The organism is Anaerobacillus sp. 1_MG-2023, from assembly GCF_030547345.1.
In the GTDB taxonomy this organism is placed as follows: domain Bacteria; phylum Bacillota; class Bacilli; order Bacillales; family Guptibacillaceae; genus Guptibacillus; species Guptibacillus hwajinpoensis_B.
In genome coordinates this window covers 100100-121360 of the sequence record NZ_JAUORD010000005.1, presented here as the reverse complement: position 1 = coordinate 121360, position 21261 = coordinate 100100, and the positions used below count along the sequence as shown (strand labels likewise).

The following is a 21261-nucleotide window of genomic DNA, read 5'->3' as shown; positions in this document are numbered from 1 at the left end:
TAGTAATCCCTAAAGAAAGGAGGGAGACAGAATGCCGGAACCAATCCCGTTTTTTTATCCAGCAGAGGCTGATGCTATAAAAAATGCACATGATGCTTATAACGTATATGTAAACGACGATTATGTGGGCGATAAAATTTTGTTCTCTCACTGTGAGAAAATTGAAGATCTAAGCGAATATTTGAATCAAAAAGGCTTCTATAATTTCCAAGCGGAGGTTGAAGGAGATCATTACCACCTGCAAATGAATGAGCAGGATCAGGGGGAGCTTGTGAAGGATGAGCTCCACAGCTACCTCCGACTGCACTAGCGATGGATTCGCTCCCAAATACGAAGCTTTCGTTCAGTCTGTCTCGCCGCTTCCTGTGCTTCTTCCACCGTTACTTCTATAAAACGGATCTTCCGACCAGGTGGTAGCTGAGCAATAAGTGGCAAATCAGGACCAATCACCGTTCCAATCCGTGTGTACCCACCTGTCGTCTGTCGATCCGCAAGCAAGATAATCGGCTGACCGTTCCCAGGCAGCTGGATGCCGCCAACCGGAACTCCATCAGAAATGACGTTCGCTTCATGATTTGTTTCCAAATCAGACTGAAGTCGATAACCCATTCGATTGGATTGAGGTGAAACTTCATGAGTGGAAGCGAAAAATTGTTCCACAATGTGAGCTGAAATCTGTTCATGGTGTGGTCCTTTCACGACGCGCACTTCAATATCACGATCATAATCAGGAATCTCGGTGAAAAAAAGCCCGGTTCCTGCTTTTTGTTTCGCAGGTTTACCAACGAGTTTATCTTCCTTTTGAAGGGGACGTCCGAGACCAGCTGGCTCATAAACAGAGCGACTTCCCATATATTTTTCTGAATGGAAGCCACCTGAAACGGTCAGATAAGCACGTACCCCTTGACGCGGCTGACCAAATTCTAGCACCTGTCCTTTTTTTATATGCACAGATTTCCAGAGCGGAATCCGTTTTCCGTTCACCATGGGAGACAAATCCCCTCCCGTTACAGCGACCACAAAAGACTCTTCTGCAATCAGTTCAGGTCCTTGCATCGTAACCTCAAGTCCTGCCGCATCGCGCTTATTCCCGACTAGAATATTGCCAACCTGAAGAGCAAAGCGATCGAGAGCTCCGGAAGCGGGCACCCCGTACTTCAAAAATCCAACCCGTCCTAAATCCTGATACGTCGTATACAGCCCTGGCTTTTCGACTGAAAATAACTTCATCGGTTTCCGATCCTATCCATCACGATGTTTTCTTCACTAAATCGTTTCCGAAGTGCTTTAATAAACGCAAGTGCCGACGGTTCATCACCGTGAACACAAACAGTATCAGCTTCGATCGGAATGATCGAACCATCCACAGCCGTTACCGTTCCTTCTTTCACCATTTGAATCACTTGTTCAATCGCTGCTTGCTCGTCTCGGATCATCGAATTTTTTTCAACGCGAGGGGTAAGCGACCCGTCAGGCTGATACGTTCGATCGGCAAAAACTTCAGAAGCATAAGGAAGTGCAGCGTCTTGCGCAGCGCGAATCAATTCTGAATTTGCAAGTCCGAATAGAATGAGCTCTGAATCAAAATCCTTTACGGCTTGCGCGATCGCATTCGCAAGCTCAGGATCCTTCGAAGCCATATTGTAAAGCGCCCCGTGCGGTTTCACGTGCTGAAGCGGCACTTGATGTGCCCTGCAGAACCCGTGCAGTGACCCAATTTGGTAAAGAACAAGGGAGTAAGCATCCTCTGGCGTGATGTTCATGTTTCGGCGTCCAAACCCAACTAAGTCTGGAAATCCAGGGTGCGCGCCAATCCCAACGTGGTGCTCCTTCGCCCACTCGACTGTTTTATTCATAATATGCGGGTCGCCGGCATGATAGCCGCAAGCCACATTCGCTGACGATACGAGTTCAAGAACCTGTTCATCCTGACCGGCTACATAAGTGCCAAAGCTTTCTCCAAGATCGCTGTTTAAATCAATGCGAAACGTCATTCGAACCCCTCCCTGTGTTCAAGTTCGTAAGTGCCATCTTCAACCTCCCGTTGAATTCGCTGGTATTCTTCTTCATTAATCGATTTAAAATGTAAATAATCTCCCTGTTCAAAAAGAAATGGCTCGTCTTCTTCAGGATCGAACAATCGAAGCGGCGTGCGGCCAATTAAGTTCCATCCTCCAGGGGAGTCAAGCGGATAAATGCCCGTTTGACTCCCCGCAATGCCAACAGATCCGGCTGGCACAGACTCCCTTGGACTCTCAAGACGAGGCATAGCGATCTGTTCATCAAGCCCGCTTAAATAGGGGAAACCTGGTAAAAAACCAATCATGTTAATAAGGTAGCTTGCACCTGTATGTAGATTAATGACGTCGGTAGGACTTAGGTTGTTGGTGTTGGCGAGATTTTCGAGATCAGGTCCATAGTCGCCACCATAAAAGGTTGGAATGGTGATCACTTTTTTTACTTGATGGCTCTTTGTGTCCATTCCAACCGCTATGTTTTGAAGCAATGTAGTGATCTTCTCATAAGAAGTATCCCATGGATCGTAGTAAACAGCGACAGAATCATAAGCGGGAACCCATTCTATAAGACCAGTACCTTTTTGTGAACGTAGCTTCCGACAAAACGCTTGAATTTGATCAGTAAGAGCAGGCGATATATCCTCCTGAAAACAGCATTTCACCGCCGCCTCACCGAGTGGATGAAAGGTGATCTCCATGATTAGTGCTCCTTTCGTTAATATCTTTTTATAAATTAAGAATAGAACTTCGAAGAGATTCCATTTTTTATACCAGTTGATTGAATTTCTGTCCCTTTAAGTTTACCGAAATTTCAAAAAGACAACAAATTATCCATGGAAAAAAGCGCCATAAGCCTTATAATGAGGGTAGACACTGATCAGCAAAGGAGATCGCTATGAAATTACATACTGCACGCTTTGGAGAAATGGACGTCACGGATGATCGTCTGATCACATTTGAAAGTGGCATTCCCGGCCTTGAGCACTTTAGAACTTACTGTCTTTTACCCGCCGACGACAAAGATGAGTCTCCTTTTTACTTTTTACAATCAACTGAAGAAAGCGGTCTTTGCTTCTTTCTCGCAGATCCGTTTTCCTTTTATCCAAATTATGAAGTAAACCTTGATGACAGCACGCTCGCTCAGCTCAATCTAACCGATCCATCCCATGCACTCGTACTCTCGATTCTTACTGTTCAAGGATCATTAAAAGACGCAACGATGAATCTAAAAGCTCCGCTCATCTTTAATACAGCGGAACACACAGGAAAGCAGCTCGTACTGAAGCAGGAGTATGGCATCAAAGAACCTCTTTTAAAGCAAGTAACGACAGAGGAGGGGGAGTAAATGCTTGTACTCGGACGTAAAAAGGGCGAATCGATTGTCATTAACGATGAGATTGAACTCAAGATTATTAGCATTGAAGGTGACACGGTGAAGCTTGGTGTAGAAGCGCCAAAGAATATCGCCATCCACCGAAAAGAAGTATATGAAGCGATTCAATCGGAGAATAAGCTTGCGGCGATGCAGGAGTTTAGCTTAGAGGATTTGAAGGAGTTTCAGAAGAGTAACAGTTCAAAAGGACCGAAGTCATAAGGCGTCGGTTCTTTTTTTATGTTTTAAGAATGACTCTCCATTTTAGGACTAAAACATTAGCAATACGATGGCTACCGCTAGAATGTGACACCAATCCAAGTTTTTCTAATTATTTTTCAGAAAACTATTAAACATCTAAAAACCCCTGCCGATAATAGTGGTGTTAGGAAGTCCAAACGGATGTGGATTTTCTTGATAAAACCAATTACATGGAGGTAGATTTAGGGATGATTATTAATCATAATATTTCAGCTTTAAACACGTATCGTCAAATGGGTGTAAACCAGAATGCGGCTAGTAGTTCAATGGAAAAGTTGTCTTCAGGTCTTCGTATTAATAAAGCTGGGGACGATGCGGCAGGTCTTTCCATTTCAGAGAAAATGCGTGGGCAAATTCGTGGTTTAGATCAGGCGAGTCGCAATTCACAAGATGGCGTTTCTATGATTCAAACTGCAGAAGGTGCACTTGGTGAAACTCAAGAAATGCTCCAAAGAATGAGAGAGCTTTCTGTACAAGCAGCAAGTGATACGAATACCGCTGATGACAGAGAAAGTCTTCAAAAAGAAATTACTCAATTAACAGAAGAAGTTGATCGAATTGCTAGTAATACAGAGTTTAACAATAAAAAAATATTGAATGGAGATTCAGGCCTTAGCGTAGGTAATGGAAGCATTGTTTCAAGTGCTTCGAGTACCGGTGATACTAAGTCTGGAACTTTTGACGTAACTATTACATCACTTGCTACAGCTGCTCAGAATGTAAGTGCAGGAACAGCGAATGCTACAGATACAGTTAATGGAGCAGGTAAAATTACTGTGAATGGTACTGATGTGAATGTTGCTAGTACAGATACTGTACAGGATGTAATTGATAAAATGAACACTATTTCTGGTGTGGAAGCGAAAATCAATGATTCTGGAAATTTTGAAATTTCATCTACTGATGTAGGGAATAATGCTTCTCTTAGTATTTCAGCAGATGTAGCTGGCATTGTAACTTCTACAGATGATTGGACAACTCTGGTTAATTCAAATGGTTCAAATGCCGCTGTAAGTACATTAAGTGATCCAGATGGTGATGATATTTCAGGAGCAATGGTTATCGATGGAAACAAAGTAACCCTTAATTCAGGAGATGGTAAAGGCTTATCTTTCACTGCTAAATCTGCCGGCTCAACAACAGTAGATGTTGGGGTAGCGTTATCCATTCAAACAGGTGCAAATTCTGGTCAGAAAATTAGTATGTCATTTAATGATGCTAGTTCTTCTTCTTTAGGAATTAGTAATATTGACGTTACGACAACTAAAGGTGCATCGGATGCTATTGATGCTCTAGATAGTGCTATAAATAACGTCTCCTCTGAAAGATCAAAGCTTGGTGCATATCAAAACCGTTTAGAACATACAATCAACAACCTTAATACATCTTCCGAAAACCTAACAGCTGCGGAATCTCGCATCCGTGACGTAGACATGGCAAAAGAAATGATGACAATGACGAAGGAAAACATCAAGGCTCAAGCAGCACAGGCAATGATGGCACAAGCCAACCAGGCTCCACAACAAGTTCTTCAACTTCTTCGTTAATTAACTAAATTCACCGAAAGACCTTAGATCTTCTTCTAAGGTCTTTTTCTATAAAAAGGAGTGACGCTCTATAGATATAGCTGCCCTTTCAATCGTATTAAACCAATCCAAAGTCCAACAGCAAGTCCAAACATCCCTGACGAAAACTGCTATGAATCAAGCTGAAAATCAATCCAATGACCTTATTAAAATGCTGGAGCAATCGGTTCAACCTCATCTCGGGAACAACGTTAACATCAAAAGGGTAGAACCTGGCCTCCTTAGATAGGGAGAGAACACGATGGAAGTATCCAAAATTCCACCTACTTCGGTGATGATACCCCACATAAAACAAACGGAAATTCCAACTGAGCCCCAAAGTCCCCAAAACACTGATAGTGAAGAAATTTTATTTACAAAAGAAGCTTTGGTTACTCGATTAAAAGAACTCAATGACTTTATAGAACCTGCAAAAACAAACCTCAAATTCCAGCTTCACGATAAATTAAATGAATACTACGTCCAAATCATCGACACGAACACGGACGAGGTGTTAAAAGAAATTCCTTCTAAAAAATTTCTTGATCGCTATGCGGCCACAGCTGAACTACTCGGTTTTCTAGTCGATCAAAAAATATAACTTCTCTAGAACTCTCAAGTTGAGAGTTCTTTATTTAGGTCTAATTACACCTTAAACTCTTAGGTTCCCCTGCCGATAGTATGAATAAGAGGAATGAACGGAGGAGATGTTCATGAGGATTTCCGGCTTAGCGACGGGAATGGATATCGATCAGATGGTGAAAGATCTGATGACGGCGGAACGGGTTCCGCTCGATAAGCTATCTCAACAAAAACAAACGTACGAGTGGCAAAAGGATTCGTACCGTGAGCTAAATACAATGATGTCTGATATGCGAACTGCAGCTTCATCGATGCGTTTGCAGTCTGGCTACAATGCGTATAAATCGACTTCATCTAGTACAGCTGTAAAAGCAACGGCAACATCGGCCTCGCTAGCAGGTTCCTATGACGTAACGGTGAATGAGCTAGCGCAAAGTGCGAAGCTAACTTCTGGACAGGCGATTATGAATGATGCAGGCACAGCAGCAAAAGGAACAGATAAAGTGTTGAAATCAACTGAGACAGCATCGTTTCAGATAACGAACAGCAAAGGTCAAACGGCATCGATCAACATTACCGCTTCTGATACGTTCAAAAGCTTTGCTGAAAAAATCGCTGGTGCTGTAGATGATGGCACAGGTGAATCGCTCGGTATGAGAGCGAGCTTCGATAATACAACGTCGCGCTTTTTCATTTCATCTAAAGCGATGGGTGGAGATGAATCGTTTACGCTAAGCGGGTTTAGCGACACAAATATAGAAAATCGTATCCTCGGTGGTGCAGCGAATGCAGCTCAGGGAAAGTACGGTTCTGTTACGTTTGATGGAATTACTGTCGATAACCTGAAAACAAATGCGACAACGATTAATAACCTGAAGCTCGATCTCGTTCAGAAAGGAACAGCAACTGTATCCGTTCAAAGTGACACCCAGGCGCCGTTCGATATGATTAAATCGTTCGTTGAGAAGTACAACGAGTTCGTTGATAAAACGCAGACGCTATTAACGGAAAAGAAGTATCGAGATTTTCCACCACTAACGGATGCGCAGCGAGAAGATTTAACGGATAAAGAAATTGAGCTTTGGGAAGAAAAAGCGAAAAGCGGGTTACTTCAAAGCGATTCGACCGTTCGAGGCATTGTAAGTGATTTGCGTAATGCCTGGATGTCTCCTGTAAGCGGTGTTCCTTCCGGTGAGCTAAATATGCTTTCGCAAATCGGAATTAACACCGGCGCTTATCAAGATGGCGGGAAGCTATTTATTGATGAGGCGAAGCTAAAGAGCGCACTTGAACAGAAGCCTGAAGAAGTAATGAATTTGTTTACGAGTGGGACTGATGGTATTGGTGACCGGCTTTACGATAGCGTCAACAAAGGCATCGATCAGCTTGGGAAGAAGGCTGGAACGCCGGGAACACTCATTGATAGTAGTTTTCTAACAACGAGATTAAAAAACTTAGATGAGCAAATGAATACATGGGAAGATAAGCTTGCGACAATTGAAAGTCGTTACTGGAAACAGTTTACGGCAATGGAAACGGCAATGGATAAAATGAATCAACAAAGTATGTGGGTACAACAAAACTTATTTGGTGGGATGTAGAAGATGAGAAGAATTGATGCACTAAATCAGATGCACGTTGTGACAAATCAAATTGCAAAATCGCTTGAAGAATTGAATCCTTCGATGGATGATAATGAACTAAATCAGCTTGAGGGGATTAATCATATGATTAACCGTCGAGAAGAGACGATTAAATTGCTTGATCTAGCTATGAAAAATGAAGGAGATCAGTGGTCAGAGGATGAGAAGCATTTACTTGAGCAACTAAGTGGTCTTGAAGAAACCATTCAACCAAAGCTTTCTGAGCTCTATGCTGCTTTTTCAGATCAGATGAGACGATTTCAGCAGAGCAAATCAGCTACGAGTAAGTATAAGAGCGGACAGGCTTACAGCGACGGCGCATTTTTCGATCAGCGTAAATAGGAGGAACGGATATGGCAATGAAAAATCCTTATCAAACGTACCAGCAGAATGCAGTGACAACGTCATCTCCACAGGAATTAACATTAATGCTGTACAACGGATGCATTAAGTTTATTCGTCTTGCAGCGATGGCGATGGAAAAGAAGAACATAGAAGCGAAGAATACGAACATCATTAAAGCGCAAAACATTCTTCAGGAGCTTCGGAGTTCGTTGAACATGGAAATTGAACTATCGTCATCGCTCGATCCACTCTATGAGTATATGATTTCGGAGCTCGTTTCAGCTAATATAGCAAATGATTTAGGTAAGTTAAAAGAGATAGAGGGATTAGCTGAAGATTTCCGCAACACGTGGAAAGAAGCAATGGAACAAATGAAATAACGAGAAACAAAGAGGGTGAATGCAATGGAAAAAACATCTCTGTTTGGAGTACTGCTTGGCTTTTTCGTTCTGATAGGAGGACTTATTCTAAAAGGAGCGAATCCAGCAGCTCTATTAAACCCCGCTGCCCTCGTCATCATTTTTGTTGGGACAGCAGCGGCCTTATTAATCGCTTTTCCATTCTATGAAATTAAGAAGTTTCCAACGCTGTTAAAAATTATTTTCTCAAATCAAAAGCTTGTAACCGAAAAAGAGCTGATTCCAATGTTTCGTGAATGGGCAACGGTTGCTCGACGTGAAGGATTGCTTTCACTTGAAAATAGTCTTGAGAAAATCGAGGATCCTTTTTTGAAACGTGGCTTTCAAATGGTGATCGACGGGCATTCTCATGAAGCGATTGAGGAAATTCTAGTAGAAGACATTGAAGCGATGAAAGACCGCCACAAAATGGGAGCGGGTATTTTTACACAAGCGGGTACATACGCTCCTACGCTTGGAGTACTCGGGGCTGTTGTTGGGCTTGTTGCTGCGCTTAGTCATCTTGGAGATATGGAGCTTCTTGGTAAGTCGATTGCGGCAGCTTTTATTGCAACGTTGTTTGGGATCTTCACAGGGTATGTGCTCTGGCATCCGTTTGCGAATAAGCTGAAGCGTAAATCAAGCGCAGAAGCGCACATTAAGATGATTATGTTAGAAGGATTGCTAGCTGTTCAATCTGGCGCTTCCCCTACAATGGTTGAGGATAAACTACTTGTCTATTTACCAAGTAAAGATCGTAACCTGGAAGAACTGAAGAAAGGAAATGAGGCCGGAGTAGGAGAAGGGGTAGGCGCTGATGCGTAAGAAACGGCATGAGGAGCATGAAGAACATGTTGACGAAAGCTGGCTCATTCCTTACGCAGATATGCTCACTCTTCTTCTCGCGTTGTTTATCGTTCTTTTTGCGGCAAGTACGGTTGATGTAAAGAAATATGAAGCGATCACCCAATCTTTTGAAGAAGTGTTGAATGGCGGAACTGGAATCATGGAAAGTGAGCCTTCAACAATGCAGCCACAGGATGGATCGTTCGTCGGGTTAACAGAAGACGAAGACCCGGATGAGAATGACGAGAAGGAAGAAGAGCGGGAGGAAGAAAAGCTAGAGCAGGATCTGAATAAGCTTGAAGCGCTTAAAGGGCGAATTGATGAGTATATCGCAGATCAAGAACTCGACTCGTTCCTTCAAACGAAATTAACCGAAGAGGGCCTATTGATTACGATTAAAGAAGCTGCATTATTTAAAAGTGGGAAAGCTGATTTAACCGGAAATGCGAAGGAGCTTGCGAAGGAAATCTCTTCTCTTCTTGTGACAGATCCACCTCGTCGTATTACTGTTACAGGTCATACGGATGATCGGCCCATTAAAACGTCTCAATATGAATCAAACTGGCATTTGAGCTCTGAACGAGCGCTGAATTTTATGACAGAGCTATTAGAAAATAATAAGTTAAACCCAAAGCTATTTAGTTTTACAGGTTATGGAGAGTATCGGCCGGTGACGACCAATCAAACACAAGAAGGAAGAGCGAAGAACCGTCGTGTTGAGGTTTTGATTCTTCCATATAATGTTCAGAATTAACATAATGGGGTGGATAAGGTGAAACGAGTCGTAATTATCCTCCTAGCGGCACTAGGAATCGTTGGTGCAGGAGCGATAGCAGCCGTGCTTTTTCTTGATATCAATTTAAAAGAAGTGATTGCACAGCAGGAGAAGGAACCAACTGCGGAAGAACTGGCAGAAAGAAGTTACAGTATGGAACCATTAACAACAAATTTATCTTCAGAAAACTATGCGGTTGTTCAATTAAATTTACTTGCGGATAACGAAAAAAGTTACAAGGAGTTAGAAGTACGTAACCCTGAATTAAAAGCTATCGTTATTTCGATACTGGCTGGTTTATCGAAAGAAGATCTCAAGGGTTCAGAGGGTCTGAAGCAGTTTACCTTAGCAGTTCAAGCAGAGATTAATACTGTTCTACAAGATGGAAAAGTAGAGCGTGTTCTTGTAACGGACTTTAAAATTCAGTAAGCGGTTAACTTTTTAAGAAATTTTCCGATAATAACGGTATAATCCTCAAATTAGGGTACGAATAATAGAATAGGAGTAGTATTATAAATTGTCGGAAAGAGGTGACCGGATATGAATGTAAATAAACCGTCAGCACCACCTATTGTAAACCCTTACCAGAAGCATAATCCTGTTACGAAAGTGGAGCAGGTCAAAAAGGCTCCTCGAGAAGATGAGCTTCAAATCTCAAACAAAGCGAGAGAACTATACGACATGAAAACGGAACAAGAGCGTGAAGCCAAAGTAACCGCAATAAAGAAGCAGATAGAAGACGGTACGTATCGTGTCGACAGTCAAAAAACAGCGGAAAAGCTGTTTGATCAGTGGTTCTAACAGGAGGCGGCACGATGGGGCAAAAATTAATTACGGTTTTGAGCGAAATGATTCAATTGCATGAGATATTAATACCGCTATCTGAACGGAAGCATGAAGCGATTATTGAACGGGACTTGGAGAGTTTAACAGATATTATGAAGAGTGAAAAAGATCTTCTTCTCCAGTTGAATTTATTAGAAGAACAACGCCAGCAGCTAACCTCTGAACTTGCAGGAGATCAGGAGCAAACGCTCAAAGAAGTATTGGGTAAGCTTAGCCCAGCTGTCAAACGAATGGTCGAAAGTAGAGCCAACGAGTTAAAGCAGCAAGCGGAGAAGCTAAAAGGATTAAATGAACAGAATGAGGAGCTCTTGAAAGACGCAATGGCTTTTATTCACCATATGATCGGTCATTTGACGACTCCGAGAGAACAATCGATCACTTACGGCAGGCCCAATCAAAAGAAGACAGCAGCACCAAGAGGTTACTTTGATACAAAGGCCTGACAGATCAGGTGAGGAAAGGGACGTGAAAGCATGACATCAACATTTCATGGTTTAGAAATTGGGAAAAGAAGTTTATATACGCAGCGGGCTGCTTTAACAACGGCAGGTCATAACATATCGAATGCAAATACACCTGGGTATTCAAGACAGCGTGTTGATATGCAGTCAACTTCTGCCCTCCCTTATTCCTATCAAACAGGAAGTGTTTCCTCTCAGCTTGGTACTGGTGTAAGTGTTCAATCGATTGAAAGAATTCGTTCCGAGTACCTCGATGGTCAATACCGCGAGCGGAACGCCATGCTAGGTTCTGAATCTATGAAGCTAGATACGCTGCAGCAGATCGAAGCGTTATCGGGTGAGCCAGGAGAAAATGGACTAAGCGCTTCATTGGATCGATTTTGGTCAGGGTGGGAAGATCTCGCTTCGAATCCAGATAGTAACGCAGCCAGATCCGTTGTTGTCAGTCGAGCTGAAGAGCTTCTTGATCAAGCGAAGTCATTTCAATCAGGACTAACAAACGTAGCAGATAGTTTAAGTAAACAACAAGCAGCTGTAAAAGACCAAATCAGCTCAATCAATTCTCAGATTGATAGTTTAAATAAAGAAATCGTGAAGAACGGAAACGCGAACGACTTAATGGATCATCGCGATCAGCTTATTGATGAATTATCCGGTCTTATCGACGTTAACGTTCAAAAACAACCGAATGGAGAAATGTCGGTTACGTTTGATCAAACTAATCCTACTGGCGGGAAATTGAAGGGCATTCAAGATTCCCTTACGACAACAAATCAGCTTAAAAATGACCTGAACGGAATGTTTGAACAGCTTGTTAAAGGACAAGATACGGTCGATGCAAGTGGGAAAACCGTTCATACTTCAGGAATGAATGAATTGTTATCTTCAGGGTTTTCGTTGGTTAGAAATGCAGATGGAACAATGCAACAAGGTAAGCCCCTCTTTGACACGAATGGGACTGGAAACACGTTTCTTGAACAAACGACCATCACGAAAGACGTGAAAGCGAATCCTGCTACGCTTGGCGCCTCTTCAAGAAACGATGCTCCGAGCAATGGTGACATTGCAATGGCGATCAGCAATTTGAAAGATCAGAGCTTTACGTTTGATATCTCTGGATCTAACGATAAGGTACAAACGAGTGTCAACGATTTTTATAGCACGCTTGTTTCACGTCTTGGCTCAAATGCGCAGTCTTCTGAGCGTACGGTGAATAATCATGAGTCCGTTCTTCAGTCCATCAATAACAATCGAATGTCAATCAGCGGTGTTTCACTTGATGAAGAAATGGCCAACCTCGTTCAGTTCCAACATGCTTATAACGCTGCAGCACGATATGTTAGTACGACTGATGAACTTCTAGATGTGATTATTAACCGGATGGGCGTCTAGCCGGAGAAGGAGTTATCGAATGCGAATTACTCAACAAATGTTATCAAGTAACATGGTGACACAAATGAATCGAAACCTTACCAATCTCGAAAAAGCCAATCAGCAGGTTTCGACTGGTACCCGTATCAACAAGCCATCTGATGACCCAATGGGTACGGAAAAATCACTGAAGCTATCGTCGCAGCTGGCTGATAATGAACAGTATGAGAGGAATACCGATTATGCGATGTCATGGATGGAGATGACGGAACAATCGCTTAGTAGTATTTCGAACTTGATGCAGCGAGCTAGTGAGCTTGGCGTACAGGCTTCGAATGGCACAAATTCAGCTCAAGAGCTGGAAACAATGGCAAAAGAATTTAAGCAGTTAATGGAAGAACTCAAAGGTTTAGCCAATACGAAACTTGATGGAAAATACATCTTTAATGGACAGAAAACGGATCAACCCGTCGGAATTGACCAGGATGGGAATGTATCTTTTGATAACCAGTCCATCAATCAGCGAATTTCTCCATTTAGCGATGTGAAGATTAACGTTAATGCGGGGGAAGTATTTGATGGTCAGGTAAATTTATTCAAAGTACTTGATGAATTTTCTACGGCATTATCAAGTGGAGATAAAGAAGGCATGAATACCGTCCTTGGAAAAATAGAAGAAGGCGCAGAACAGGTTCTGACAAGCTGGACCGGTATGGGCGCTCGTCAATCTCGAGTGGAAAGTATGAACCAGCGTCTGAAGGATGAGAATCTAGCCGTTCAATCATTCCTTTCTAAAAATGAAGATGTGGATCTTGCGGAATCCATCATGAAACTTAAAACGGAAGAAAGCGTCTATCAGGCCTCCCTTGCGGCAAGTGCCAAGATCATTCAGCCTTCTCTATTAGACTTTCTTAGATAACCAAAACCCCTCTCACATTTGTGAGAGGGGTTTTGGTTATCTAGTTCATTTATCTCTTAATCGTATTCGCAAGTCCCATCATTTCATCGGCCATCTTTATCGCCTGGCTCTGGAATTGAAGTAACCGCTGGGTTGAGATCATCTCGGTCGTTTCGTTCGCTAGATCAACGTTCGACATTTCGAGAAATCCCTGTCTCGTTTTAAATTCTTCCCCAGGAGCGACAAGCTCAAGCTGCTCATTATCTTGAAGAGAGAATTCATTTCCTCCCACATTGGTGAGAGCCTCGGGCCGATTAATCTTGACGATGCTAAGTTGATAGGTTTGTTCATTTCCAGTTGCATCCGTCGCCACAATTTCTCCAGTATCAGAGATGGCAAGTTTAGCCGGATCGCTGTTAAATGTAATCGCATTTCCGCTCGTGTCTAGAATCGGGTTACCGCTACTATTCACGAGTGACAAAGTCCCATTCTGATTTTGTAGTTCGAATGATCCGTCCCTTGTGTAGTGAATACTATCACCATTTTGAGTTCGGAAATAGACGTTCTCTCCTTCAAGCATGACGTCAAGATCTCTGCCAGTTTCTTGTGCTGATCCTTGTTCATTACGAAGGGTTGTTAAGCCGATTTTTGAGCCGAAACCAACTCGAAGATTTTCTGGTGTTTCTCTTCCAGGCTCCGTCGCCTCACCTGTTTGGTTCGCATACGTTTGAGTTAATAGATTTTGAAACGTCGCTTCACGGCTTTTGTACCCTGCTGTATTCACGTTCGCAATATTATTTGCGATTGTATCTATTTTCTTTTGTGTCTGACTAAGTGAAGAAGAGGCTGTGGCCATCTGGATATTCAATCGTAACCCTCCTAGTAAACGCGACCAACATCATTGACTGACTTGTCGATGCTTTGATCATAAGTTTGTAGTACTTTTTGGTTTGCTTCATATAAACGATAAGTATTCAGCATATCGGTCATCGTGGTCGTCATATCAACGTTCGATCCTTCGAGAAATCCTTGCTTAACGGCGTACTGGTTGATGTCTGTCGTCTGGATATTTCTCGGTGCATCATTTTCATTACCTTCCCATTCGAAGACACCATTTCCTTGCTGTGCTAGCTTGGATGGATCGCCCGTATAGCCAATCCATATTTGTTGCTCATTTCCGTTTCTTTCACGAATTGTTCCATCGTCGGTCATTGTAAAAGAATCATCATTGAGTTGAATTGGCTGAAGATCTTCCCCAAGAACTTGGTATCCTTCGCTCGTAGTTAGAAATCCATCTTCATTTACTGAGAAATTTCCATTTCGTGTATAGCGAATGTCATTATCTTCAAGGCGAACACCGAATAAAAGTAGGCCTTTTTTACCGGTTTCTGCATCAATTGGAAGGTTCTCATCGTTGAGAGCCATGTCTGTTTGTTTGCTCGTTTCTTTAAGGGAACCGTTTGAGAAATTAGGAATGCCTTCTTGTGTATAGACGCCTTGTTGAAGAGTGCCAATGGAAGAGTTAGGGGTAGGTGTGTTCGTATTTCTTTCTTTTAGTAGATATTCAGGGAAGGAACGGAAGGTTGCTTCATCCTGTTTGAAGCCCGGTGTTTCGGCATTTGATAAATTATTCGTTAAGAATTGTTGCTTTCGCTCACTTGCCATCATACCGGATGTTGCCGTATACATGCCTTTAAACATTATTTCGCTCCCATCGTAGTACTATCGAACGCGTACATTGAATTTTGTAACTCTATTATACCGTTTAAATATGGGAAAATTAAGTGAAAAAAGTCGTTTTTTAGGTTAAAACACTCATTTACTATTATTTTTGACAATGCTATGCTATCACTAACGAAAAAATTGTCGAATGAGTATAACTATGGTTTTGTATCCATTTTTTAACTTTAAAAACAGTTTTATACAAGGAGTGTGAAAAGCTTCGTGAACGTTTTTCAATCGATTAGACCGCTTGAACAAGCATTGAATGCGTCGATGGTGCAGCAGCGTACTATCACATCAAATATATCAAATGTTGACACCCCTAATTACAAACGTCAAACCGTTTCATTTCAAGACACCCTGCAGGATGCAACAAAGAATCTGCAGAGCTACAAATCCAACCCCAAACACGTCCCTTTTAGTAACGAAAATAATGCATCAAAGACCGTTGTCAAAACGGATCAAAATACACTTAATCAATCAAATGGCAATAACGTCGACACGGATGTTGAAATGGCCGAACTTGCCAAAAATCAACTCTGGTACAATGCGATGGTTGAAAAGACCAACAGCCAGTTCCGTGATTTACAGACAGCAATTAGAGGGAGCTAAATCATATGAATTTATTTAATGGGTTCAATACGAGTGCTTCAGCTTTAACTGCAAACCGTCTTAGAATGGATGTTGTTTCGTCCAATATCGCAAACGCTGAAACGACTCGCTCTGAGCTCGTCGATGGGGAATGGCAGCCATACAAGCGAAAAGTGGTAGAGCTTAAGGAAAATTCGTTCGAGAGTAAGCTTCAAGCCGCAATGGGAAATGGCAAAGCGCCAACAGGAGTGAAAGTGTCGAACATTAAAGAAGATAATGCTCCTAATAAACTTGTTTATAATCCCGCTCATCCCGATGCGAATGAAGAAGGTTATGTGGAAATGCCAAACGTGGATATGGTGAAAGAAATGGTTGATATGATGTCAGCATCTCGTTCCTATGAAGCGAACGTAACAGCGTTAAACGCAACCAAAAGTATGTATATGAAAGCGCTCGAACTTGGTAAGTAATGGTCGGGCATAGGAGGATCTTATGAACACAATTAGTGCACTTCAGCAGCTTCCAACACAAGCGAAGTCTCAGGTTACTTCGGGTGAAGCAACGGCTGATTTTGGTCAGATGCTTCAGGATGCGATCAAACAGGTGAACAACAATCAAGTGGCATCTGAACAGATGACGAATAAGCTTGTGACTGGAGAAGTTCAGGATGTTCACGAGGTTATGCTTGCAGCACAAAAAGCCTCACTATCTCTAAATTTAACGGTAGAAGTGAGAAATAAGGTTATTGAGTCATACCAAGAAATCATGCGTATGCAAATGTAGTATGTCAGGGATGGATAAGAGATGAACCAACAACTACTAAATTTTACAAGTCGCTGGAAAGAAACATGGGGTAGCTATTCAACGAAAACCAAATGGCTCATCGGAGGGACTTTTCTGGTCACTCTTCTTCTGCTTCTATTCCTTGTTTTTTGGATGTCTAAACCTAATTTAACGCCGATTTATTCTAATTTAACGCCGACAGAAGCTGGTGAGATCAAAGGGGCCATTGAGCAGAAGGGAATTCCGGTAGAAGTTTCAGCGGATGGAACCACGATCAGCGTGCCAAAGGATCAGGCGTCTGATTTAAAAGTAAGTCTAGCGGCTGAGGGTATTCCAAAAAGCGGTAACGTTAACTACAGCATCTTTAGTGAAAACATGGGCATGGGGATGACAGATCGCCAATTCGATGTTGTAGAGCGAGATGCGATGCAAAATGAACTGAGTTATTTAATTGAACAAATTGGCGGTATTCAGGAATCAAAAGTGATGATTACTCTACCGGCTGAAAGTGTTTGGCTTGATGAAACAGGTGAGACAGCTTCTGCCTCGATCGTCCTTACGAGGGATCCTGGTGCTCAGCTTGACCAGGGCCAAATCACAGGCCTTTATCATCTTATAAGTAAAAGTGTTCCGAATCTCCCTGTTGAAAACATTGTCATCATGGACCAGAACGGAACTGCTTTTGATTACGGCGAAAGTGGCGGCGTTGATACAACTTTATCCGCTTATCAGCAGCAAGAGGACATTCGTAACGGCATCGAAAAAGACATGCAGCAAGAATTACAGCAAATGCTTGGCATGATTCTCGGACAAGATAAAGTGGTTGTTTCTGTAATGGCTAGCGTGGATTTCACAAAAGAAAAGCGCACGGAAGATCTTGTCGAACCTGTTGATGAAGAAACAGGTGAAGGCATTGATATTAGCGTTGAGAAAATCATGGAATCCTATTCCGGTGATCAAGCTGCTGCCCAGGATGGAACGGGTACAGATGAAGGCGAGATTCCAAACTATAATGCAGATGACCCAGATGCCAAGGGCGACGGCTCTTATGAAAAAGTAGAAGATCGCATCAATCGTGAAGTGAATCGTATTCATAAAGAGATCGAAGAAAGCCCTTATATGATTGATGATATTACAATTAACGTTGGTGTAGAGCCACCTGTCGCTGACGATATGACTAGTTTAACAGCAGCTCATATAGAAGATATTCGCACTGTGCTCAAAAATGTTGTCCGTACGTCTTTGAGTGAAAGTGATGTTCCGCTTGAGGATGCTGCTCTTGAAGAACGTATCTCTGTATTTGCGAATGAATTTAGAGGGCGTGCGGACTATGAAGAGCCAAAGCCAGACATCTTTTCTTCTGTTCTAGACAGTGTTCCAAGCTGGGTGATTTATGCGGTAGCTGGTGGAGTTGGTATTCTTCTAATTGGTGGAATCATTCTTCTCTTCCGCCGAAAAGGAAATAAGGATGAGGACGACTTCATGGAATTTGAACAGGCGTACAGTGTACCAGAGGATCACTACTTGCCGAGGGAAAAAGAAGAACGTGAAGTGGATATGACACCTGATGCACTAATTGGAAAAGATGAAATTGAAACTCTCGCAAAAAATGATCCGGAAGAGTTTGTGAAACTACTAAGACTATGGATGAACGAAGAGTAGGGGGATTGGATGGTGAGTAGTTTAGAAGAATTAACAGGAACTCAGAAAGCAGCGATCCTTCTCACTTCTTTAGGTGCTGACCTTTCGATTCAAACATTTAAACACTTATCTGAGAAGGAAATTGATCAGCTTGCGCTTGGCATTTCAGAGCTTCGCAAAGTTGAGCCCGATGAGCGAGAAGCCGTCGTGGATGAGTTTATCCAGATGGTAAAAGCAAAGGATTACATTGCCGTCGGAGGAATTGAATACGCAAGACATATCCTTGAGCAAGCGCTAGGGCCGAAAAGGGCAGAAGAAATTTTGTCTCGCTTAAGCATCAATTTAAAGGTGAAGCCATTTGCATTCGCAAGAAAAGCAGATCCTGATCAAATTCTAAACATTTTACAGCAGGAGCATCCCCAAACGATCGCTCTTGTCTTATCTTATCTTGATGCGAAGCAATCTTCCAAAATTTTATCCTCGCTACCTCAAGAAAGTCAGGCAGATGTAGCAAGAAGAATTGCGCTGATGGATAGTACCTCACCAGAAGTGATTAGTCAGCTTGAAAAGATCATTGAAGGTAAGCTTAACGCTAGCGGTTCGCAGGACTATGCGTTTACTGGTGGTGTGGAATCAATAGTTCAAGTTCTAAGCAGCGTTGATCGAAGTACGGAAAGAACAATTCTTAGCTCGCTTGAGAAAGATGATCCAAGCCTAGCAGAAGAAATTAAGAAGCGGATGTTTGTCTTTGAAGACATTGTTACGCTTGATGACCGATCCATTCGCCTCGTCATTAGTGAAGTAAAAGATGAAGATCTTTCTATAGCGCTTAAGGTAGCGAGTGACGATGTGAAGGATACAATTTTCCGAAACATGTCTAACCGCCGGGTAGATACGGTGAAAGAAGAGATCGAATTGATGGGGCCACTTAGGCTTCGTGAAGTGGAAGAAGCGCAAACACGCATCGTTTCTGTCATCCGTTACCTTGAAGAAACAGGTGATGTCATGATTGCACGCGGTGGAGGAGATGATCTGATTGTCTAATATCATCAGAAAAACCTCTGGAGAGAAGCGAGCCGTTCCGAAAGTAATTGAGCAGCGAACGGTCGCAGAGCCAAAGCGAAATCGCATATTGCCTTCTCGTACTACTACAATTGAAGAAAAGAAATCGCAGCTTCTTGAGATGATGATCCGGCTAGAAGATCTTTATCATACCATTCGAACAAGACTTGGAGATGAAGAAGCGAACGTTCATCAAAATCTTGAGAAGAAGCAGGAACAAAAAGAGCTTGAGTGGCAGGAAATCACGAAGAAAACGTATCGAGAAGCAGAAGAAAGCGGATATGCAGCGGGTTATGAAGCAGGCATGCAGCAAATTCATTTCGAGCTCGATGAAAAGAAGAAGGAAATGGAACACATGGTAAAGGGCGCTTATGACAAGAAGGAAGAATTAATTCAGGATGCTGAACCGTTTCTTCTATCGCTAAGCACAGCCATTGCGAAGAAAATCATTTTAAAAGAAATGGAACAAAATCCAGAGACGCTGCTTGGCATGGTGAAAGATACGCTAAAGAAAGTAAAGGATCGTGGAGAAGTCATTGTTCAAGTTTCAACAGAAGATTATCAGCATGTGATACCAATGGTTGACGAGCTTGAAAAACAACTTGATGTGAATGCGAGCTTAAAGCTTGTGCCGATGAGTGACTTGGAAGTCGGTTCAGGACTTGTTCATACGCCGAGCGGGTCGTACGATATTTCGATTAACAGCCAGCTTTCTGAGATGAAGAAACAGCTGCTTGCTATGTTTGAGGAGCGAACTGTCGATGAGCATTAATGTTGAGCCATATCTTTCGCAGCTTCATTCGATGGAAACGGTCCAGAAGTATGGCAAGGTGACACAGGTTATTGGGCTAACGATCGAATCACTTGGTCCAGAGGTTAAAATTGGTGAGCTTTGCTACCTTTATCCAGGACCATCAAAGGAACCAATTGAAGCAGAAGTAGTTGGCTTTCGCGAAAATCGTGTTCTGCTCATGCCGATGCATGACCTATCAGAAATTGGTCCAGGTTGCCTTGTGGTGGCGACAGGACAGCCACTTGAAGTGAAAGTGGGCTATTCACTCCTTGGAACGATTCTCGATGGGCGCGGCAGACCTCTTGATTACTCGGATCTCCCTGGTGGACTGAAGGCTGTATCCACAAATCGAAAGCCACCAAATCCAATGACGCGTCCGCGCATTACGACACCCTTTCAGCTTGGTGTTCGCGCTATTGATGGGCTGTTAACAGTCGGTCAAGGACAGCGTATCGGTATTTTTGCCGGAAGTGGCGTTGGAAAAAGTACGTTAATGGGAATGGCGGCTCGAAATTCAGAAGCCGATGTGAATGTGATCGCCTTGATCGGTGAACGAGGACGGGAAGTAAGGGATTTTATTGAGCGTGATCTTGGTGAAGAGGGGCTTAAAAAATCGGTTGTCGTTGTGGCAACATCTGATCAACCCCCACTACAGCGGATCAAAGGAGCGCTTACGGCAACGTCGATCGCAGAGTTCTTTCGTGATCAAGGAAAGAACGTCATGCTAATGATGGATTCTGTGACACGCTTTGCCATGGCACAGAGGGAAGTTGGGCTGGCAATTGGAGAGCCACCAACTAGTAAGGGATATACGCCAAGCGTATTTGCTCTTTTACCCAAATTGTTAGAACGATCTGGCACAGCTGAACAGGGATCGATTACAGCTTTTTACACTGTTCTTGTTGATGGTGACGATATGAACGAACCGATTGCAGATGCGGTGCGAGGGATTCTAGATGGGCATATTGTCTTGGATCGGAAGCTCGCTCAAAAAGGCCAATATCCAGCGATTAACGTTTCAGAGAGTGTTAGCCGTGTGATGAAAGAAATTGTGACTCCAAAGCATATGAAGTCTGCAGAAGAATTTAAGCGACTTCTTGCTGTGTATGTTTCTTCTGAAGACCTTATTAATATTGGCGCTTATAAAGCTGGAACGAACAGCAATATTGATAAAGCAATCTCAATTCACCCGGAGATTGAGAAATATATTAAGCAGGGCATTGATGATCAAGCTTCATTTGAAGAAAGTCAGGACTGGCTTTTATCCCGATTTGGAAAGGATGACTAA

General features: G+C 42.7%; 28 protein-coding genes. 23 read left to right on the top strand and 5 right to left on the bottom strand.

Translation table 11 applies throughout. The features are described from left to right. The first annotated feature begins 31 nt into the window (after positions 1–31). Positions 32–310 (top strand): hypothetical protein, encoded by a 279-nt coding sequence (locus Q4550_RS10810; RefSeq protein ID WP_194218284.1) that lies wholly within the window; start codon positions 32–34, stop codon positions 308–310. Here the strand turns inward: Q4550_RS10810 and Q4550_RS10805 are convergent. From Q4550_RS10805 to pxpB, 3 genes are read right to left on the bottom strand one after another with little or no spacing between them, the layout of a single operon-like run. Further along, positions 307–1230 (bottom strand): 5-oxoprolinase subunit C family protein, encoded by a 924-nt coding sequence (locus Q4550_RS10805; RefSeq protein WP_303532600.1) that lies wholly within the window; start codon positions 1228–1230, stop codon positions 307–309. The genes Q4550_RS10810 and Q4550_RS10805 overlap by 4 nt on opposite strands. After that, complete coding sequence (locus tag Q4550_RS10800) at positions 1227–1994, bottom strand: LamB/YcsF family protein (protein ID WP_303532598.1); 768 nt, start codon at positions 1992–1994, stop codon at positions 1227–1229. The genes Q4550_RS10805 and Q4550_RS10800 overlap by 4 nt, the downstream gene beginning before the upstream one ends. Further along, positions 1991–2716, bottom strand: coding sequence for a 5-oxoprolinase subunit PxpB (gene pxpB, locus Q4550_RS10795; RefSeq protein WP_303532595.1), 726 nt, complete (start codon positions 2714–2716; stop codon positions 1991–1993). The genes Q4550_RS10800 and pxpB overlap by 4 nt, the downstream gene beginning before the upstream one ends. A gap of 197 nt (positions 2717–2913) precedes the next feature. Between pxpB and fliW the strand changes: the two genes are divergently transcribed. The 15 genes from fliW to flgL all read left to right on the top strand — a co-directional run bounded on the left by fliW (position 2914) and on the right by flgL (position 13402). Then, positions 2914–3363, top strand: coding sequence for a flagellar assembly protein FliW (gene fliW / locus Q4550_RS10790; protein ID WP_226615821.1), 450 nt, complete (start codon positions 2914–2916; stop codon positions 3361–3363). Further along, positions 3364–3612: a carbon storage regulator CsrA gene (csrA, locus tag Q4550_RS10785; RefSeq protein ID WP_194218289.1), complete on the top strand. Its 249-nt coding sequence runs from the start codon at positions 3364–3366 to the stop codon at positions 3610–3612. It abuts the gene before it with no gap. A gap of 227 nt (positions 3613–3839) precedes the next feature. Beyond that, positions 3840–5198, top strand: coding sequence for a flagellin N-terminal helical domain-containing protein (locus Q4550_RS10780; RefSeq protein WP_303532591.1), 1359 nt, complete (start codon positions 3840–3842; stop codon positions 5196–5198). A 70-nt stretch (positions 5199–5268) separates the two neighbouring features. After that, positions 5269–5466, top strand: a complete 198-nt coding sequence (locus Q4550_RS10775; RefSeq protein ID WP_308809527.1) for a YjfB family protein — start codon at positions 5269–5271, stop codon at positions 5464–5466. 12 nt (positions 5467–5478) lie between these two features. Beyond that, complete coding sequence (gene flaG, locus Q4550_RS10770) at positions 5479–5817, top strand: flagellar protein FlaG (RefSeq protein WP_303532589.1); 339 nt, start codon at positions 5479–5481, stop codon at positions 5815–5817. A 112-nt stretch (positions 5818–5929) separates the two neighbouring features. Beyond that, complete coding sequence (fliD, locus tag Q4550_RS10765; RefSeq protein ID WP_303532587.1) at positions 5930–7399, top strand: flagellar filament capping protein FliD; 1470 nt, start codon at positions 5930–5932, stop codon at positions 7397–7399. A gap of 3 nt (positions 7400–7402) precedes the next feature. Beyond that, on the top strand, positions 7403–7783 hold the full coding sequence (locus tag Q4550_RS10760) for a hypothetical protein (RefSeq protein ID WP_303532584.1): 381 nt from the start codon (positions 7403–7405) through the stop codon (positions 7781–7783). 11 nt (positions 7784–7794) lie between these two features. After that, complete coding sequence (fliS, locus tag Q4550_RS10755; protein ID WP_303532581.1) at positions 7795–8166, top strand: flagellar export chaperone FliS; 372 nt, start codon at positions 7795–7797, stop codon at positions 8164–8166. 24 nt (positions 8167–8190) lie between these two features. Then, entirely contained in the window at positions 8191–9009 is an 819-nt protein-coding gene (gene motA, locus Q4550_RS10750) for a flagellar motor stator protein MotA (RefSeq protein WP_303532580.1), read from the top strand. Next, entirely contained in the window at positions 8999–9784 is a 786-nt protein-coding gene (gene motB, locus Q4550_RS10745) for a flagellar motor protein MotB (RefSeq protein WP_226615935.1), read from the top strand. Before motA ends, motB begins: the two co-directional genes overlap by 11 nt. An 18-nt stretch (positions 9785–9802) precedes the next feature. Next, positions 9803–10234, top strand: coding sequence for a flagellar basal body-associated FliL family protein (locus Q4550_RS24570; RefSeq protein ID WP_226615815.1), 432 nt, complete (start codon positions 9803–9805; stop codon positions 10232–10234). Between the two features lie 111 nt (positions 10235–10345). Next, positions 10346–10606 (top strand): flagellar biosynthesis anti-sigma factor FlgM, encoded by a 261-nt coding sequence (gene flgM, locus Q4550_RS10735; protein WP_226615814.1) that lies wholly within the window; start codon positions 10346–10348, stop codon positions 10604–10606. A 14-nt stretch (positions 10607–10620) separates the two neighbouring features. Beyond that, positions 10621–11094, top strand: coding sequence for a flagellar protein FlgN (locus tag Q4550_RS10730; RefSeq protein WP_303532573.1), 474 nt, complete (start codon positions 10621–10623; stop codon positions 11092–11094). A 30-nt stretch (positions 11095–11124) separates the two neighbouring features. Continuing rightward, on the top strand, positions 11125–12504 hold the full coding sequence (gene flgK / locus Q4550_RS10725; RefSeq protein WP_303532571.1) for a flagellar hook-associated protein FlgK: 1380 nt from the start codon (positions 11125–11127) through the stop codon (positions 12502–12504). Positions 12505–12523: 19 nt separating this feature from the next. Next, on the top strand, positions 12524–13402 hold the full coding sequence (gene flgL / locus Q4550_RS10720; protein ID WP_303532569.1) for a flagellar hook-associated protein FlgL: 879 nt from the start codon (positions 12524–12526) through the stop codon (positions 13400–13402). A 49-nt stretch (positions 13403–13451) separates the two neighbouring features. Here flgL and Q4550_RS10715 read toward each other — a convergent pair whose 3' ends face one another. Both Q4550_RS10715 and Q4550_RS10710 read right to left on the bottom strand, forming a co-directional pair. Further along, positions 13452–14249 carry a flagellar hook-basal body protein gene (locus Q4550_RS10715; protein WP_303532566.1) on the bottom strand — a complete coding sequence of 266 codons (798 nt, stop codon included), beginning with the start codon at positions 14247–14249 and terminating at the stop codon, positions 13452–13454. A gap of 11 nt (positions 14250–14260) precedes the next feature. Continuing rightward, a complete protein-coding gene (locus Q4550_RS10710; protein ID WP_303532564.1) occupies positions 14261–15082 on the bottom strand; it encodes a flagellar hook-basal body protein in 822 nt (273 codons plus the stop codon). 243 nt (positions 15083–15325) lie between these two features. Between Q4550_RS10710 and flgB the strand changes: the two genes are divergently transcribed. The 7 genes from flgB to fliI are packed head-to-tail and all read left to right on the top strand — an operon-like array spanning position 15326 to position 21261. Next, positions 15326–15715: a flagellar basal body rod protein FlgB gene (gene flgB, locus Q4550_RS10705; protein ID WP_303532562.1), complete on the top strand. Its 390-nt coding sequence runs from the start codon at positions 15326–15328 to the stop codon at positions 15713–15715. A 5-nt stretch (positions 15716–15720) separates the two neighbouring features. Then, positions 15721–16164 (top strand): flagellar basal body rod protein FlgC, encoded by a 444-nt coding sequence (gene flgC / locus Q4550_RS10700; protein ID WP_303532560.1) that lies wholly within the window; start codon positions 15721–15723, stop codon positions 16162–16164. Between the two features lie 22 nt (positions 16165–16186). Then, the gene (gene fliE, locus Q4550_RS10695; protein ID WP_303532558.1) at positions 16187–16477 is read left to right on the top strand and encodes a flagellar hook-basal body complex protein FliE; all 291 of its coding nucleotides are present in this window, start codon (positions 16187–16189) and stop codon (positions 16475–16477) included. Between the two features lie 21 nt (positions 16478–16498). Further along, complete coding sequence (fliF, locus tag Q4550_RS10690) at positions 16499–18139, top strand: flagellar basal-body MS-ring/collar protein FliF (protein ID WP_303532556.1); 1641 nt, start codon at positions 16499–16501, stop codon at positions 18137–18139. A 9-nt stretch (positions 18140–18148) separates the two neighbouring features. Further along, positions 18149–19162 (top strand): flagellar motor switch protein FliG, encoded by a 1014-nt coding sequence (fliG, locus tag Q4550_RS10685; RefSeq protein WP_226615804.1) that lies wholly within the window; start codon positions 18149–18151, stop codon positions 19160–19162. After that, positions 19155–19952, top strand: coding sequence for a FliH/SctL family protein (locus Q4550_RS10680; protein ID WP_303532553.1), 798 nt, complete (start codon positions 19155–19157; stop codon positions 19950–19952). The genes fliG and Q4550_RS10680 overlap by 8 nt, the downstream gene beginning before the upstream one ends. Next, a complete protein-coding gene (fliI, locus tag Q4550_RS10675) occupies positions 19942–21261 on the top strand; it encodes a flagellar protein export ATPase FliI (protein ID WP_303532550.1) in 1320 nt (439 codons plus the stop codon). Before Q4550_RS10680 ends, fliI begins: the two co-directional genes overlap by 11 nt.